This window comes from Planosporangium mesophilum (genome assembly GCF_016863255.1).
Taxonomy (GTDB): domain Bacteria; phylum Actinomycetota; class Actinomycetes; order Mycobacteriales; family Micromonosporaceae; genus Planosporangium; species Planosporangium mesophilum.
Genome location: NZ_BOON01000028.1, coordinates 18,555 through 34,264, shown reverse-complemented (window position 1 = coordinate 34,264; position 15,710 = coordinate 18,555). Strand labels below are relative to the sequence as shown.

14 protein-coding genes are annotated in these 15,710 nt (G+C 69.8%); 6 read left to right on the top strand and 8 right to left on the bottom strand.

Features of this window, described 5'->3' with window-relative positions:
* Positions 1 to 237 precede the first annotated feature (237 nt).
* Positions 238 to 699 (top strand): class F sortase, encoded by a 462-nt coding sequence (locus Pme01_RS14650; protein ID WP_203935633.1) that lies wholly within the window; start codon positions 238 to 240, stop codon positions 697 to 699.
* Here Pme01_RS14650 and Pme01_RS14645 read toward each other — a convergent pair.
* The 8 genes from Pme01_RS14645 to Pme01_RS14615 form a co-directional block, all read right to left on the bottom strand.
* Entirely contained in the window at positions 683 to 1,243 is a 561-nt protein-coding gene (locus Pme01_RS14645) for an NAD(P)H-dependent oxidoreductase (protein ID WP_168115949.1), read from the bottom strand. The genes Pme01_RS14650 and Pme01_RS14645 overlap by 17 nt on opposite strands.
* Complete coding sequence (locus tag Pme01_RS14640) at positions 1,243 to 1,737, bottom strand: flavin reductase family protein (protein WP_168115950.1); 495 nt, start codon at positions 1,735 to 1,737, stop codon at positions 1,243 to 1,245. The genes Pme01_RS14645 and Pme01_RS14640 overlap by 1 nt, the downstream gene beginning before the upstream one ends.
* On the bottom strand, positions 1,734 to 3,065 hold the full coding sequence (locus Pme01_RS14635; protein ID WP_168115951.1) for an LLM class flavin-dependent oxidoreductase: 1,332 nt from the start codon (positions 3,063 to 3,065) through the stop codon (positions 1,734 to 1,736). Before Pme01_RS14635 ends, Pme01_RS14640 begins: the two co-directional genes overlap by 4 nt.
* Positions 3,062 to 3,799, bottom strand: coding sequence for an ABC transporter ATP-binding protein (locus Pme01_RS31005; RefSeq protein ID WP_168115952.1), 738 nt, complete (start codon positions 3,797 to 3,799; stop codon positions 3,062 to 3,064). The genes Pme01_RS14635 and Pme01_RS31005 overlap by 4 nt, the downstream gene beginning before the upstream one ends.
* The gene (locus Pme01_RS31000) at positions 3,775 to 4,626 is read right to left on the bottom strand and encodes an ABC transporter permease (RefSeq protein ID WP_168115953.1); all 852 of its coding nucleotides are present in this window, start codon (positions 4,624 to 4,626) and stop codon (positions 3,775 to 3,777) included. The genes Pme01_RS31005 and Pme01_RS31000 overlap by 25 nt, the downstream gene beginning before the upstream one ends.
* 3 nt (positions 4,627 to 4,629) lie before the next feature.
* Complete coding sequence (locus tag Pme01_RS14625) at positions 4,630 to 5,691, bottom strand: ABC transporter substrate-binding protein (RefSeq protein WP_203935632.1); 1,062 nt, start codon at positions 5,689 to 5,691, stop codon at positions 4,630 to 4,632.
* A 468-nt stretch (positions 5,692 to 6,159) separates the two neighbouring features.
* Positions 6,160 to 7,224, bottom strand: a complete 1,065-nt coding sequence (locus Pme01_RS31485) for a GH12 family glycosyl hydrolase domain-containing protein (protein WP_275408527.1) — start codon at positions 7,222 to 7,224, stop codon at positions 6,160 to 6,162.
* A gap of 191 nt (positions 7,225 to 7,415) precedes the next feature.
* A complete protein-coding gene (locus tag Pme01_RS14615) occupies positions 7,416 to 9,458 on the bottom strand; it encodes a transglycosylase domain-containing protein (RefSeq protein WP_168116001.1) in 2,043 nt (680 codons plus the stop codon).
* 429 nt (positions 9,459 to 9,887) lie between these two features.
* On the opposite strand from Pme01_RS14615, the gene Pme01_RS14610 reads away from it, so the two are divergent.
* The 5 genes from Pme01_RS14610 (at position 9,888) to Pme01_RS14590 (ending at position 15,674) form a co-directional block, all read left to right on the top strand.
* Positions 9,888 to 11,555, top strand: a complete 1,668-nt coding sequence (locus tag Pme01_RS14610; protein WP_168115955.1) for an ABC transporter substrate-binding protein — start codon at positions 9,888 to 9,890, stop codon at positions 11,553 to 11,555.
* A gap of 78 nt (positions 11,556 to 11,633) precedes the next feature.
* Complete coding sequence (locus Pme01_RS14605) at positions 11,634 to 12,641, top strand: ABC transporter permease (RefSeq protein ID WP_168115956.1); 1,008 nt, start codon at positions 11,634 to 11,636, stop codon at positions 12,639 to 12,641.
* Positions 12,638 to 13,591: an ABC transporter permease gene (locus Pme01_RS14600; protein WP_168115957.1), complete on the top strand. Its 954-nt coding sequence runs from the start codon at positions 12,638 to 12,640 to the stop codon at positions 13,589 to 13,591. Before Pme01_RS14605 ends, Pme01_RS14600 begins: the two co-directional genes overlap by 4 nt.
* A gap of 5 nt (positions 13,592 to 13,596) precedes the next feature.
* Complete coding sequence (locus Pme01_RS14595) at positions 13,597 to 14,583, top strand: ABC transporter ATP-binding protein (RefSeq protein ID WP_168115958.1); 987 nt, start codon at positions 13,597 to 13,599, stop codon at positions 14,581 to 14,583.
* Positions 14,580 to 15,674 (top strand): ABC transporter ATP-binding protein, encoded by a 1,095-nt coding sequence (locus Pme01_RS14590; protein WP_168115959.1) that lies wholly within the window; start codon positions 14,580 to 14,582, stop codon positions 15,672 to 15,674. Before Pme01_RS14595 ends, Pme01_RS14590 begins: the two co-directional genes overlap by 4 nt.
* The last annotated feature ends 36 nt before the right edge of the window (positions 15,675 to 15,710 follow it).

The window sequence follows — 15,710 nt, the reverse complement described above, 5'->3', positions numbered from 1 at the left end:
TCCGGCGCGCCTCGCCGCCGCTGTTGTGGGACGTACGTATCAACCCGCCCCCGGCGAGCTCCGTTTCCTACCCGGCACAGCCCGGATACACGTTCAGCAGACGATCCCGACGTCTTCCAGCCGCTTTCGTCGCGCGCCGGGCTTCCGCCGCCGGAATCGCGAACTCATCCCGGTCCGGATGGATAGCTCGCCGCGTCACGGGTACCGCTGCTACCACCGACGCCCCCGGTGAAGCCGTTGTCCCGATCGGTGCCGGTGCGGATGTCGATCCCGGCGCTCGACGTGGCGTCGTCGTTGGTGCCGTTGGGGCTGACCGCCGACCAGACCCTCGAGGTGCCACCGGTCGAGGACCCTATGCAGGCCGGCTGGTACTCCCTGGGCCCGACCCCGGGCGAGACCGGCGTTGCGGTGATCGTCGGGCACGTCGACGGCTACCACGAGCCGGGCATCTTCTACCAGCTGTACCAACTCAAGCGCGGCGACCAGGTCCTCATCACCCGGCAGGACGGCGGTACCGCCCGGTTCGCCGTCTACCGCACCGCACAGGTGGACAAGACCGACTTCCCCACCGACCAGGTCTACGCCGCCACCAGCCGACCGGAGCTACGCCTGATCACCTGCGGCGGCAACTTCGACCGACGGTCGGGCAACTACACCGACAACATCATCGTCTTCGCCGCTCTCACCGTGCCGCACTGACCCGCGACAGCAGGTCGGCCACCTCGCCCGCGTGCCAGGCGGCCCACTCCGCGGCCACCTCGGCCGGCGCCGCCAGCCTCGACTCGAGTACGGCCGGTGGTCGGCTCGGCACGTCGGCCCCCAGCTCGGCCAGCAGGTCGCGCAGGGCCGCCGTCACCGAAGCCAGGTGGTCCGCGGACGCGGCGACCGTGACCGGTAGGGCGACCACGCCGGACAGGTCGCCCTGCCGGAACTGGTCCAGGAAGATCTTCAGCAGGCCGGTGTAGGTGCCCTTGTACGTCGGTGTCGCGACGACCAGCAGCCCGGCGGCGCTCACCGGTGCGAACGGGTCGTCCAGCGGTGCGACCGCCCGGGCCGGCCGGGGCCCGAAGGTCACCCCGACCAGCTCGGCCAGCTCCAGGACCCTGGGCCGCCCCAACGGCGTGTCGGCCATCCGGGGGCGGCCGCTCAACTCGGCGACGACCGCGTCGGCGAGTGCCCGGGTACGCGAGCCGGCGCGCGGATTGCCGATCAGCTCGACGACCGAGACCGTGGGTGTGGTCATCATCGATTCCCTTCCCGGACCCGCAGGTACCGGCCCATGTGGTAGAGCAGCGGCGCCACGTCGTCGGCGAGGTGTTCGCCGTCGACCAGCTCCGCGAGCACGATGGCGTGGTCACCGGCCTCGATGCGCTCGACGACGCGGCAGACCAGGACGGCGAGCGCACCGTCGAGGACCGGCAGGCCGTACCGGCCGGTGCGCCAGCGCGTCGGCCCGGCGAACCGGTCGATGCCTCTGGCCGCGAACGTACGGGCCAGCTGCTCCTGGCCGTCGGCGAGTACGTGCACCGCGACGTGGCCGGCGACCGACACCGTGGGCCAGCTCGACGAGGTGCGGTTCAGGCAGAACGAGACCAGGGGCGGTTGCAGCGACACCGACGTGAACGAGGTGGCGGTGAAGCCGACAGGGGAGTCTCCCGCCGCGGTGATCACGACGACGCCGGCCGCGTGCCGGCGCAGCAGGGATCGGAACAGGTCGGGCTGGATCGCCACGGTCATCGGTACGCTCCCACAAGCTGGCCGGCCGGCCGGGCCAGGCCGTAGTGCTCGCGCAGGGTGCGGCCGGTGTACTCGGTGCGGAACAGCCCGCGCCGCTGCAGGATCGGCACCACGTGGTCGACGAAGTCCTCCAGGCCGCGCGGCAGGACCGGCGGCATGATGTTGAAACCGTCGGCGGCGCCGGCGTTGAACCAGTGCTCGATGGCGTCGGCCACCTGCTCCGGCGTACCGGCGAAGGTGCGGTGCCCGCGCCCGCCACCGAGGCGCCCGATGAGCTGCCGGACCGTGAGTCGTTCCCGGCGGGCGAGCGTCACGATGAGGGTGTACCGACTCTTCGCGCCCTCGATCTCGTCCTCGTCGGGCAGGTCGGCCGGTAGCTCACGGTCGAGGTGAAGGTCGTCGGGGGACAGCCGCAGCGTCTCCGCGAGCTGACGCTTGGCGTACTCCGGCCGGATCAGCCGGTCCAGCTCCTCCTCCAGCGCCAGCGCCTCGGCTTCGGTGGCCCCGATTGCCGGCACGATCCCGGGCAGGATCTTGATGGTGCCCGGGTCCCGGCCCGTGGCTGCGGCCCGCGCCTTCAGGTCGGCGTAGAACGCCTGCGCGTCGGCCAGGGTCTGCTGGGCGGTGAAGACGGCCTCGGCGTAGCGGGCGGCGAAGTCCTTGCCGTCCTCGCTGGACCCCGCCTGTACCAGCAGCGGCCGGCCCTGCGGTGACCGGGACACGTCGAGCGCGCCGGCGACCCGGTAGAACTCACCGACGTGGGCGGCGGGATGGATGCGGTCGTCGTCGCCCCACGCGCCGGACTCCTTGTCGGCGAGGATCGCGTCGTCGTCCCAGCTGTCCCACAGCTTGATCGCCACGTCCACGAACTCGGCGGCGCGCGCGTACCGCTGCCGGTGCGCCGGCAGGTCGTCGAGGTTGAAGTTGCGGGCGGCGTCGAGACCGGCGGTGGTGACGATGTTCCAGCCGGCCCGGCCCCCGCTGATGTGGTCCAGCGAGCCGAACCGGCGGGCCAGGTTGTACGGCTCGTTGTACGTGGTCGACGCGGTGGCGATCAGTCCGATGTGGTTGGTGACCCCGGCGAGCGCGGTGAGCAGTACGGTCGGCTCGAGGGTGGCCGCCGGACGGCGCCCGATCCGGCCGTGCCACAGCACGGGGGAGTCGGCGAGGAACAGCGAGTCGAGCTTGCCGCGCTCGGCGACGCGGGCGAGGTGCTGGAAGTGCGCGACGCTGGTGGCGGCGTACGGGTCGCTCTCCGGCAGCCGCCAGGCGGCCTCGTGGTGGCCGGCCTCCATCAGGAACGCGTTGAGGTGCAGTGTCCGGCTCATACGGTGATCTCCTCCTCCACCCCGAGGGCGGTCAGCAGTTGGTAGCGGTACTCCAGGAACCGCGGATCCCGGTGGGACCGCGGCTGCGGCAGGTCGATGGGCTGGTCCACGGCGATCCGGCCGTCCACGAGGACCAGCACCCGGTCGGCGAGGACGATCGCCTCGTCGACGTCGTGCGTCACCAGCAGCACGGCCGGCCCGTGACGCTGGCACAGCTCGCGGAGCAGGCCGTGCATGCGGATGCGGGTGAGAGCGTCGAGCGCGCCGAAGGGCTCGTCGGCGAGCAGGAGTTCCGGCTCGCGTACCAGGGACCGGGCCAGCGCGGCCCGCTGCTGCTCGCCACCGGACAGCTCGACGGGCCAGGCCCGTTCCCGACCGGCGAGGCCGACCTCGGCCAGCGCGGCGCGGCCCCGGTCGGCGGCGTCGCGGCCGCCGAGTCCGAGCAGCACGTTGTCGAGTACGCGCTGCCATGGCAGCAGGCGGGAGTCCTGGAACACCACCGACACCCGGCCGGGTACCTCGATCGAGCCGGACCCGGCGACGTCGTAGTCGAGCCCCGCGAGGGCTCGCAGCAGGGTGCTCTTGCCGGAGCCGCTGCGCCCCAGCAGCGCCACGAACTGCCCGGGCGCGATGTCGAGGTCGAGACTGTCCAGGACGGTACGGTCGCCGAAGCGGCGCACCAGCCCGGACACCCGTACCGCTGGGCGGGTCAGCTGCTGAGTGTCCGTCGCCACGACAGGACCCTCCTCTCCACGAAGCGCAGGGCCGCGTCGGAGATGAAGCCGAAGAGGCCGTACACGATGAGGCCGACGACGATCACGTCGGTCTGGGCGTAGTTCTGGGCCTGGAACATCAGGTAGCCGATGCCGCTGGTGGCGTTGATCTGCTCGAGGACCACCAGCGAGATCCAGGAACTGGTGACCGCGAGCCGCAGGCCGACGAACAGGCCCGGTAGCGCACCGGGCAGCACCACCGCGCGGATGAAGCGTGACCGGCTCAGGCCGACGGTCTCGGCCAGCTCCACGTACCGGCTGTCGATGGAGGTCAGGCCGGCGTACGTCTGGACGTAGAGCGTGACCGCGACGACGAGCGCGATGATGACGACCTTGAACGCCTCGCCGATGCCGAGCCACAGGATCATCAGCGGGATCAGGCCGAGCGTCGGCACGGCGCGCTGGACCTGCAGCCAGCCGTCCACGAGGGCCTCGCCCAGGCGGCTCAGGCCCGCGGCGAGCGCGAGGGAGACTCCGGCCAGCGCGCCGAACGTGAAGCCGAGCGCCGCGCGGCCCAGTGACACGGCGAGGCTGTCCTGCAGGGTGCCGGCCTCGACGAGCCGGCTGACGGTGTCCGCCACGGTCCAGGGAGCCGGCAGTACGCGCGGATCGAGGAGGCCGGCCGCCGAGGCGGCGAGCCATACACCGAGGATCAGCAGCGGGCCGAGCACCCGCCCGTACGGGATGGGGCGGCCGAGGCCGAGGCGGCGCCGGCGCGGCGCGACGGTGACAGGCGCCTGCAAAGCCGCCTGTAAAGCCGCCTGAGGGGGTGCAAGGACGTCGGTCATGGCCTACTCCTGATAGCTCGCGGGGGCGGCGTCGGCCGCCACCGTCTCGAAGCGACGGTCGAACAGATCGGCCGCCTTGACCTTCGGGATGAAGCCCCCGGCGGTGAGCAGGTCGGCGGTCTCCTGCTCCCAGGCGATGGCCCTGTCCCAGCGACGCGGGTAGGTGGGCCGGGGCGTGCTTGCCGCGGCCCGCTGCGCGTCGGCCGGGCTCAGCTGCTGGTCCTTGACGTAGTACAGGTCGGCCCAGGCCTCCCGGTTCTCCCAGGCCCACACGGTGCCGCGCACCCAGTACGGGATGAACGCCCGTACCGCCGCCGCCTTGGCCGGGTCGTGCAGCACCTCGGCCGGTGACCAGAGGACGGTCAGGTAGTCCACCGCGTGCATGTCGATCGCCTTGGCGCCGTCGCCGCTGAACTGGTTGAGGTACTTGGTGAGGCTCGGCTCCGCGAGCGGCGCGACGTCGACCTGCCGGCTCTGCAGCGCGGTGTAGAACTGGTTGCTGGTCAGGGCGACCAGCGTCACGTCGCGCTTGTCGAGGCCGAGCTCCTTGAGCGTGCGCAGCACCACGACGCCCTGCGCCTGCCCCTGGGAGAAGGCGATCTTCTTGCCCTTGAGGTCGGGCCGCGAGGAGATCGACGAGCCGGGCGCGGTGGCGAACCTGTAGATGGGCACCGGCACCGTCTGCACTGCGACGATCTTCGCGTCGTACTGGATCGCTCGGGCCTGAATCGGCGGTACCCCGGCGTTGCTGGCCAGGTCGATGGAGCGGGCCCGGAAGCCCTGGATGATGTCGGGACCGGCGGACAGGTTCGGCCAGTCTTTGACCCGGAACGGCAACTTGTCCAGCAGCCCCGCGCCTTCGAACTGCTTCTGGCTGGTGTGGATGGATATGGACAGGGCCGTCTGAGGGTCGACGGAGGTGGGCAGGGGAGCGGCGGCGGCCAGGTGCGTCGATGGTTCGTCACGGGCGCAGGCGGCCAGTCCGGCGGCGACGGCGGCGCCGGACAGCGCGCCGAGGAACGCGCGCCGGCCCAGGACCGGAGTGGACGAGAGCGGTAACGGCACAGAGATCTCCTGTGGGGTAGAGCCGCGGGCATGCGGGATCCGCGGGCGCCAGCGGATCGTGGGTACGCGGATGCGCGTGCGCCTGCGTGAAGAGACGACCATGGACGGGGTCGATGAGAGAGAAGCCGGACGCGAATCCGGCGAGTGCTCAGCGTCGGCGAATCAACGGTGAAGATCGGCGCTGGCTTCGGGCGGCCGGGCGGGAGTCGCCCCGGGTCCGCGCGGCATCAACAGGTGCTGCTGCACACCCGCTGGTAGTCGACGAAGCGGCGCTGGATGAGGCGCTGACTTCTAGCCATGGCATCAATGTACGGCCTGGAAGCCGGGGGCGACAGGACCCTGTGAGCCATGTCATCTTTTCCTATCTGGTTAATAGGAAATAACGGCGAGGTCGAGGACTCGTCGATGTAGAGCCGGTGCGTGCCGAACAGGGGGTGTCCACCGTGGCTCGGTGGACACCCCTGTCGGTTATCGGAGAGTGAGCCGCTGGCCGGGCACGATCAGGTCCGGGTCGGCGCCGACGACGTGGCGGTTGAGCCAGTACAGCCTCCGCCAACCGCCCGTGACGTGTTCGCGCGCGGCGATGCCCGACAGTGTGTCGCCGGGCTGCACCACGTACGTGTGGCCGTCGCCCCTGGTGGGAGAGGGCTGCGGCGCCGGCTGGCGGGTCGGCGTCACCGGCGCCGAGGGGGTGGCGGGCGTTACCGGCGTGGCTGCCGCCGACGTCGGCGCGGGCGCCGGGGGCTGTTCCGGCCGGTTCCGCTGCGCCGCACCGCCGCCGTTGACGTCGGCGGTGAACGAGTTGACGGCGAGGCCCGTGCCGCCCACCCACGGCTCGAAACCCGTCTGGATGCTGGTCAGGTACCACGAGTCGGTGAGGTTGCTGTGGGTCTTGACGTCGTTGATGAAGTCCATGACGTTGAAGTTCCAGCTGGTCATGGGTGACCGCGCGGCGTAGGTGACGACCCTGCGGTTGGGGCCGTCGCCGGCCCAGACCTCCCAGCTGCGGCCGGCGACGGTCGCGGTGCCTGCCGGTGTGCCGGCCGGGGAGATGGGGCCCTGCCGGTTGAACCAGATCATCAGCTCCAGCTTGTTCTCGCCGTCCTTTCTGGACGACGGGTCGAGCCAGATGTCGTACGCGGCGTTGTAGACGCCACTGGTGGGGTAGGAGAAGCTGGCGCTGCTCGTCGCACTGCTGATCTGACTGACCTGCATGGGGAGGTTGGTGCCGGGGGAGCAGTTGCCGTAGTGGCAGCCGAGGTAGATGGCCGTGTACGACAGCGGCGCACCGTTGGTGGCCTTCTTGTTGTCCGCCTTCGTGATCGTGAATCCGCTGTTCGTCGTGGTGAAGCACTGCGGGGTGTCGGCACCCCAGACGTTGTTCATGGCCACGTAACGGTCCACGGTGGTCGTGCCGTACTTGTCGCAGACCTGGGTGTCGGCGCTCGCCGGACCGGCGGTGGCGACGACGGCGACGGCCGTGCTTGCGAGTAGCAGGCCGGCAGCCCCAAGGCCGCGGAATGGACGTGACATTGTGCTCCCTTGGTGCGGGGGGTTGAGCAAAAAGGGAGCGCTCCCGAAATAGAGGATATGGCACGTTCACATGCTCGAACAAACAGAGATGCTGCTTTGTTACTGTTGCTTTAGCCACCATCGGTGTCGGTTTCAAGGCGAGAGCCGGTGTCGGCTCTCGCCGACACCGGCTCTCCGGAGAAGAGCGGACCCTACCCGCGCCCGCCGAAAGCGATCTCGTTGCTCGGCACGGGGAAATCCTGGTACGGCTGCCCGTTCAAGGCCGTGGCCAGCGTCGTCGCCACCGCCCTGTTGACCCGGGCCGAGACGCTGCCGCCGACGTGGTCTTGCGGATTCTCCGGGTTGGTGGCGATCCCGGCCGCCGCGAGCTGCGGGGTGAACCCGACGAACGTCTCTGTCGCGCTGCCGTCCGAACTCCCGGTCTTGCCGGCGACCGGCCGGCCGCCGAGGATCGCGGAGACCTCCGGCGCGGTACCACCGTCGCATCTGTTGTATGCGGACTCCTGGCCGACCGGGCACCGGGCCGCGTCGGCGGCCGCGGCGGCCACGTCGGCACTGACCGCCCGGCGGCAGGTGGGATCGGCCGCCGCCACCCGGTGCCCGGACGCGTCGGTGATCGACGCGACCGGCAGCGGCGCGCAGTACGTGCCGCCCGCGGCGACCGTCGCGTACGCGTTGGCCAGGTCGAGCGGCGTCGTGTCCGAGACGCCGAGCGTGAACGCGCCCCACGAGTCCGGATTCGCCGCGAGCGCCGCGTCGCTCGGCGACCGGAAGGTGATGCCCAGGCGCTGCGCCATGGCCACCGCGTTCTGCGGGCCGACCTGCTGCTCCAGCCACACGAAGTACGTGTTGACCGAGCGCCCGTACCCGCCCCACATGGTCCGCTGGCCGTCCATCCAGGCCGGGTTGGCGTCGACCGGGCACCAGTACCCGTCGCAACTGCCGTCCCCGCTGGCCGGCCACTTCGTCACGAACGGGGACTGCGCGTCGAAGGTGGTGTTCAACGGAGTGCCGGACGAGAGCGCGGCCAGCATCGTGAACAGCTTGAACGTGGAGCCCGCCTGGTAGCCGTTCACCCCGCCACCGCCCGCCACCAGTTGGTTGACGGTGTTCGGATAGCTCTGCCCGTTCGGATTGGCATCGAGGCTGTAGTGCCGGTTGACCGCCATCGCCGTCACCCGGCCGGTGCCGGGCTGGACGACGGCCATCGGCAGTACGCGCGGACTGTCGTATCCGTAGACGGACAGGGACTGCTCCTGGGCCGTGGCCTGGATGCTCGGGTCCAGCGACGTGACGATGGTGTATCCGCCCGCGTTGAGCGCCCGCTCCCGGTCGGCCACGGTGGCACCGAACTGGGGCTGGGCCTTCCACCATTGGTGGAAGTAGTCGCAGAAGAAGCCCCAGTCGTTGTGCGCGGCGGGCACCGCGGTGCAGTTGTTGGGCTGCTGTTGCGGGTGCAGCGCCAACGGTTCGGCCTTGGCCGTCGCGGCCTCGCCCGTGGAGACGTCCTTCATCTTCGCCATCGCGTCGAGGACGTACGAGCGGCGGGCGAGCGCCCCGGCGCGGTCCCCGCTGATCGGGTCGTACGCATCCGGCGACTGGACCAGGCCGGCGAGCAGCGCGGATTCGCCGAGGCCGAGTTGGCTGGGCGGCTTGCCGAAGTACGTGTGGCTCGCCGCGTCGATGCCGTACGCGCCGTGGCCGAAGTAGGCGATGTTGAGGTACCGGTCGAGAATATCCTGTTTGGACAGCTTCCTCTCCAGCGCCGTCGCGTACCGCATCTCCTGTACCTTGCGCAGCGGCGTGCCGGCGGTGGCGGCCTGGCGCTGCTGCGGGGTCAGCGCGGGGTCGTTCTTGAGCACGTTGCGCACGTACTGCATCGTCAGCGTCGAGCCGCCCTGCCCGGCCTGGCCGGTGCGGACGTTGGAGACCAGCGCCCGCGCCATGCCTTTGACGTCGACGCCGTGGTGTTGGTAGAACCGCGTGTCCTCGGCCGCGACGATGGCCTGTTGCATCACGGGGGCGATGTCCGCCAGGCCGACATTGCGGCGATTCTGGTCGTAGAAGGTGGTGATCAGCGTCTTGCCGTCGTTGGCGTAGACGTACGACGCCTGCTGGCTCGGGGGTGCCTGCAGACTTCGGGGCAGGGAGACCAGCCAGCCGCCGGCCAACCCGACCAGGGTGGTGCTCGGTAACACCGCTGTGACCAGCAGCCCGCCCACCAGACCACACATGATGAGCAGCAACGCTATGGGTCTGAGACGCACCGGGTCATCTTGGCCGCCCGGATGGCCTGTCGTCCAATACAACAGCAGACTGACAGCAGTTTCTCAGTTTTGAATCGGGATCTTCGTCAAAAAAGGGGCAAAACCTATCGTTCCTGGATGCCGTCCCCTTCCGCTGGTGTACTTCTGGCCCCATGACGGCGATTCCGTACGGACTGTTGCCGGTCGCGACGGCGGCCACCGCGGTACCGGCGGTGCTCCCGTGGGACCTATCGGCCTGGGTGTCTGACTTTGTGACACCGGTGGCCCTCCGGAAGGCAATGATTGTCACGGATTGGACCCAAAGCCTTGTCAGTCGTTCCCCTCGATGCGTCAGGCGGGATTAAATGGCCGCTACTTGACGGCGCCCTGGACGGGGTCGCGTATGAGGGGTGAGGAATGCAGGCACGAAGGCTGAGAGCGACGGTCGTCGTCGCCGCCGTCGGCGCTCTTCTGGTCGGCGCAGCCGGCTGCAGCAAGAGCGAGCGCGGTTCGAACTCGGGCAAGACCGGCGGCACGTTCGTCTTCGCCGGCGCCGGCGACCCGAAGAACTTCGACCCGATCTTCAACGACGACGGCGAATCCTTCCGACCGGCCCGCCAGATGTACGACACGCTCATCCAGCACAAGGCGGGCACCGCCGAGCTGGCACCGGCCCTGGCTGAGAAGTGGGAGAGCGACCCGACCGGCAAGGTGTGGACGTTCAACCTGCGTAAGGGAGTCAAGTTCCACGACGGTACCGACTTCAACGCCGCCGCCGTCTGCTTCAACTTCGACCGCTGGTTCAACATGAAGGGCGCCGCCGCCCAGAGCCAGATGATCTACTACGGCGACGTATTCGGCGGCTTCGCCAAGAATGAGGGCGACACCACCGGCGAGCCGATCTACGACAAGTGCGAGGCGAAGGACGACGGCACGGCGGTCGTCACGCTCAAGAAGTACAAGGGCGCGTTCCCGGGCGCGTTCGCGCTGACCTCGTTCTCCATGTCCAGCCCCAAGGCGCTCCAGCAGTACAACGCCGACCAGGTGAAGCAGCAGGGTGACTCGTTCGAGTACAACGAGTACGCCAACGCCCACCCGACCGGCACCGGCGCGTTCACCTTCGGCGGCTGGGACAAGGCCAACAACACGATCACGCTGAACCGGAACCCCGACTACTGGGGCGAGAAGGCCAAGGTCGACAAGCTCGTCATCAAGATCATCAAGGACGAGACGGCCCGCAAGCAGGAGCTGCGCGCCGGTACCGTCGACGGCATCGACTTCCCGGCGCCCGCCGACGCGAAGGCGATGCAGGGCGAGGGCTTCAACGTGCTGCCGCGGCCCGCGTTCAACATCCTCTACCTGGGCATCAACCAGAAGAACAATCCGGCGCTGAAGGACCTGCGGGTACGCCAGGCGCTGGCGTACGCCATCAACCGCGAGCAGTTGGTGCAGACCAAGGCCCCCAAGGGCGCCGAGGTGGCCAAGGAGTTCATGCCGAAGACAGTCCTCGGGTACGCCGACGACGTCCAGGAGTACAAGTACGACCCGGCGAAGGCCAAGAGCCTGCTCGCCGAGGCCGGCGCGACCAACCTGACGCTCAACTTCTACTACCCGCCGGACGTCACCCGGCCGTACATGCCCAACCCGCAGGAGATCTTCACGGTTATCTCCAACGACCTGCAGGCGGTCGGCATCAAGGTCAACGGTGTGCCGCGGCCGTGGAACGGCGGCTACAAGGACGACGTGCAGAAGCTCGGCAAGCACGACGTGCACATCCTCGGCTGGACCGGCGACTACAACGACCCGGGCAACTTCGCGGGCACGTTCTTCGGCCGGGGCAAGGCGGAGTTCGGTGACGAGTCGATGACCGAGATGTTCGACGTCCTCGCCAAGGCCGACGCCGAGCCCGACCAGGCCAAGAAGAAGGCCGCCTGGCAGCAGGCCAACAAGGACATCATGGCCAAGTTCCTCCCGGCTATCCCGGTCTGGCACTCGCCGCCGTCCATCGTGGTCGGCAAGAACATCAAGGGTCTGGTCGCCAGCCCACTCACCGACGAGCGCTTCAACACCGTTTCCAAGAGCTAACCGACGATAGACGGCCGGCCCGGGGTCGAGGACATCCTCGACCCCGGGCCGGCCGGACGTAAGGATGGGTGGTCGGAGATGTTGCGGGTCGTGGTCCGCCGTCTGCTGCAGATGGTGGTCACCCTCATCGCGCTGTCGGCGCTGATCTTCGTCTGGCTCCGGAGTCTTCCCGGCGGCCCGGTGGAGGCGCTCCTCGGCGAGCGCGCCACCCCCGAGCGCCGCGCGCTGCTGACCAAGGCGCTGGGGTACGACCAGCCGATCTGGGTGCAGTACGGCAAGTTCCTCGAGCGGGTCGTCACCGGCAACTTCGGCAACTCGATCCGCAGCGGTGACAGCGTCGCCGCCACGATCGGACGGGCGTTCCCGGCCACCATCGAACTGTCCGTCGCGGCGCTCATCATCGCGGTGGGCATCGGTATCCCGCTCGGCTACCTGGCCGCCCGCCACCGGGGCCGCATCCTCGACAACGTCATCGTCGTCGGCACGTTGCTGGGCATCGCGATCCCGATCTTCTTCCTGGGCTACCTGCTCAAGGATCAGCTCACTCAGGGCCTGCACTGGTTCCCACCGTCCGGCCGGCAGTCGGTCGGTATCGACGCCACCCGCGTCACCGGCTTCTTCGTCCTCGACGGCCTGCTCACCCGCGAGTTCGACGCGGCGGCCGACGCCCTCTGGCATCTCATCCTGCCGGCGGTCACGCTCGCGACCATCCCCCTCGCGGTCATCACCCGGATCACCCGCGGCAGCGTGCTCGAGGTGCTGGGCGAGGACTACGTCCGTACCGCGGAGGCGAAGGGCCTGCGTACCAGGACGATCCGCGGCCGGCACGTCCTGCGTAACGCGCTGCTGCCGGTCACCACGACGATCGGTCTGCAGACCGGCGCGCTGCTCGGCGGTGCCATCCTCACCGAGCGGGTGTACAACTGGGGCGGCCTCGGCTCGTTGATCTCGGACTCCATCACCGGCAGTCGGGACTATCCGGTGCTGCAGGCGCTCATCCTGCTCGCGGCGTTCGTCTTCGTAGTGATCAACCTGATCGTCGACCTGTCGTACGCCCTGATCGACCCGAGGGTGCGTGTCGGATGAAGCCAGTGACCCAGCACAAGATCGAGAAGCTGGAGCGGCTCGCCGCCAGTACGGCCGAGCCCGGCGGCGTCAGCCTGCTGCGCGACGCGTCCCGCCGGCTGGCGCGCAACCCGGTGGCCATCGTGGGCGCCGTGATCGTGCTGCTGTTCATCCTGGTCGCGGCGCTCGCGCCGGTGATCGCGCCGCACGATCCCGTCGCCCGGTACGCGGAGCTGACCCGCGAACTGACCGTGGACAACATCCCGGGCGCCCAAGCCGGGTTCCCGTTCGGCTCCGACCCGCTCGGCCGGGATTTCCTGTCCCGCCTGGTCTACGGGTCGCGCCAGACCCTCTTCGTGGGCGTCGTCGCGACCGCCCTCGGCCTCGCCGTCGGGATCGCGCTCGGCACGTCGGCCGGCGCGTTCCCCGGGCGGCTGGGCAAGTGGCTGGACCTGGGCATCATGCGGGTGACGGACGTGATGCTCGCGCTGCCGAGCCTGCTGCTGGCCGTCACCCTGGTCGCGGTCGTGGCCCGGCCGAGCCAGTGGACGGTCATCGTCGCCGTTGCCCTGGTCAACGTGCCCATTTTCGCCCGGCTGCTGCGCGGCTCCATGCTGGCGCAGCGGGAGAGCGACCACGTGCTCGCGGCCCGGGCGCTCGGCGTCCGGCAGGGCGCGATCGTGCTGCGGCACATCCTGCCGAACTCGGTCGGACCGGTGATCGTGCAGGCCACGCTGACCTTCGGTACCGCCATCATCGAGGCGGCCGCGCTGTCCTTCCTCGGCCTCGGCGACCCGGACATCAACCGGGCGGAGTGGGGCCAGATGCTCGGCGTCGACGGTGTCCGCTACCTCGAGGTACGCCCTGAACTCGCGTACTACCCGGCCATCGCCATCATCATCGTCGCGCTCGGCTTCACCCTGCTCGGCGAGGCGATGCGCGAGGCCCTCGACCCCAAGAACCGTCGGTGAGAACGATGCCACTGCTTGACGTACAGGATCTCAGCGTCGTCTTCAAGCGCCGCGGTGAGCAGCCGTTCGCGGCCGTCGACGGCGTCAGCTTCAGCGTCGAGGCCGGGCAGACCGTCGGCCTGGTCGGCGAGTCCGGCTGCGGCAAGAGCGTCACCAGCCTCGCGATCATGGGGCTGCTGCCCAAGCGCGGCAACTCCGTTTCCGGCCAGGTGCTCTTCGACGGGCTCGACCTGCTGGGGCTGTCCGACAACGAGATGCGGGACCGGCGCGGCCGGGACATCGGCATGATCTTCCAGGACCCGCTGTCGTCGCTGAACCCGGTCGTCCCGATCGGCGTCCAGGTCGCCGAGGTGCTCCAGCGCCACCAGGGCCAGGACAGGCGCGAGTCCACCCGCAACGCCCGGGAACTGCTCGACGCCGTCGGCATCCCGGACCCGGACCGGCGGCTCAAGGAGTACCCGCACCAGATCTCCGGCGGGATGCGCCAGCGAGCCCTCATCGCCATGGCGCTCGCCTGCAAACCGCGGCTGCTCATCGCCGACGAGCCGACCACCGCGCTCGACGTGACCATCCAGGCGCAGATCCTCACGCTGCTCAAGGAGCTCGTCAACGGGACCGGCAGCGCGCTCATCATGATCACGCACGATCTCGGGGTGGTCGCCGGCCTGTGCGACACCGTCAACGTGCTGTACGCCGGCAAGGTGGTGGAGACCACCGAACGGCACCGCCTGTTCGCGGCGCCTCGCCACCCGTACACGAATGGTCTGATGAACTCGATCCCGCGCCTGGACCTGCCGCGGGGAACGCCCCTGACGCCGATCCGGGGCTCGGTCAACGACAACATCCCGTGGCGGGAGGGGTGCGCGTTCGCCCCGCGCTGCGACAACGTGCTCGACGTGTGCCTGGAGGGCACCCCGCCGCTGGTCGACGACGGCTACGCCGCACTGCGCTGCAACAACCCGGTATCCCACGCTCAGGAGGTGGCGTCGTGACGGCGCGGGCTCTGGTCGAGGTCCGCGACCTCAAGGTGCACTTCCCGATCAAGAGCGGCGTACTGTTCGACCGGACGGTCGGGTACGTGTACGCCGTGGACGGGGTCTCACTGTCGATCCCCAAGGGCGGCACCTACGGCCTGGTCGGCGAGTCGGGCTGCGGCAAGTCGACCCTCGGGCGCGGGCTGCTGCGGCTGACCGAGCCGACCGACGGCGAGATCATCTTCGACGGGCAGGACATCCGGGCGCTGAGCGGCGAGGCGATGCGCCGCCAGCGCCGGCGGATGCAGATGGTGTTCCAGGACCCCCTGTCCAGTCTGGACCCCCGGCAGAGCGTCGAGTCGCTGCTCGTCGAGGGGCTCAAGGCGCACGGGCTGGCCAAGGACAAGGCGGCGACCTCGCGGCGGCTGCGCGAGGTGCTCGACTCGGTGGGGTTGCCGGCGAGCGCGCTGCGGAAGTACCCGCACGAGTTCTCCGGCGGGCAGCGGCAGCGGATCGGGATCGCCCGCGCGCTGATCCTGGGGCCCGAGCTGATCGTCGCGGACGAGCCGGTCTCGGCGCTGGACGTGTCGATCCAGGCGCAGGTCGTCAACCTGCTGGAGGACCTGCAGTCTTCGCTGGAGTTGACCTATCTGGTGATCGCGCACGACCTCGCCGTGGTGCGGCACATCGCCGACACGGTCGGGGTGATGTACCTGGGGGTGTTGGCGGAGGAGGCCGGTGCGGACGAGCTGTACGCGGAGCCGCTGCACCCGTACACGAAGGCGCTGATGTCGGCGGTGCCGGTGCCCAACCCGACGGTCGAGGACCGGCGCGAGCGGATCCTGCTCGCCGGTGACCTGCCGTCGCCGGCCAACCCGCCGGGTGGGTGCCGGTTCCACACCCGCTGCCCGTGGGCGCAGCCGACCCGGTGCCGGGACGAGCGACCGGCGTTGCGGGAGGTACGGCCGGGCCACCGGGTCGCGTGCCACTGGGCCGAGGAGATCGCGGAGGGGCGGATCCGGCCGCATGAGGTCGAGGCGGAGCTGGTACACCCGGAGACCGGGCCGGCGGAGCTGCCGGACGAGCTGACGCCGCAGGCGATCCTCTGATGGTCGGGGCTGACGGGCCGGCTCGGTCACCCGAGC

Coding starts and splice junctions, on each gene's coding strand:
- Pme01_RS14645 (WP_168115949.1), bottom strand. CDS start 1,243: ATGACCACACCCACGGTCTCGGTCGTCGAGCTGATCGGCAATCCGCGC.
- Pme01_RS14640 (WP_168115950.1), bottom strand. CDS start 1,737: ATGACCGTGGCGATCCAGCCCGACCTGTTCCGATCCCTGCTGCGCCGG.
- Pme01_RS14635 (WP_168115951.1), bottom strand. CDS start 3,065: ATGAGCCGGACACTGCACCTCAACGCGTTCCTGATGGAGGCCGGCCAC.
- Pme01_RS31000 (WP_168115953.1), bottom strand. CDS start 4,626: ATGACCGACGTCCTTGCACCCCCTCAGGCGGCTTTACAGGCGGCTTTG.
- Pme01_RS31485 (WP_275408527.1), bottom strand. CDS start 7,224: ATGTCACGTCCATTCCGCGGCCTTGGGGCTGCCGGCCTGCTACTCGCA.
- Pme01_RS14615 (WP_168116001.1), bottom strand. CDS start 9,458: ATGTGTGGTCTGGTGGGCGGGCTGCTGGTCACAGCGGTGTTACCGAGC.
- Pme01_RS14610 (WP_168115955.1), top strand. CDS start 9,888: ATGCAGGCACGAAGGCTGAGAGCGACGGTCGTCGTCGCCGCCGTCGGC.
- Pme01_RS14605 (WP_168115956.1), top strand. CDS start 11,634: ATGTTGCGGGTCGTGGTCCGCCGTCTGCTGCAGATGGTGGTCACCCTC.
- Pme01_RS14600 (WP_168115957.1), top strand. CDS start 12,638: ATGAAGCCAGTGACCCAGCACAAGATCGAGAAGCTGGAGCGGCTCGCC.
- Pme01_RS14595 (WP_168115958.1), top strand. CDS start 13,597: ATGCCACTGCTTGACGTACAGGATCTCAGCGTCGTCTTCAAGCGCCGC.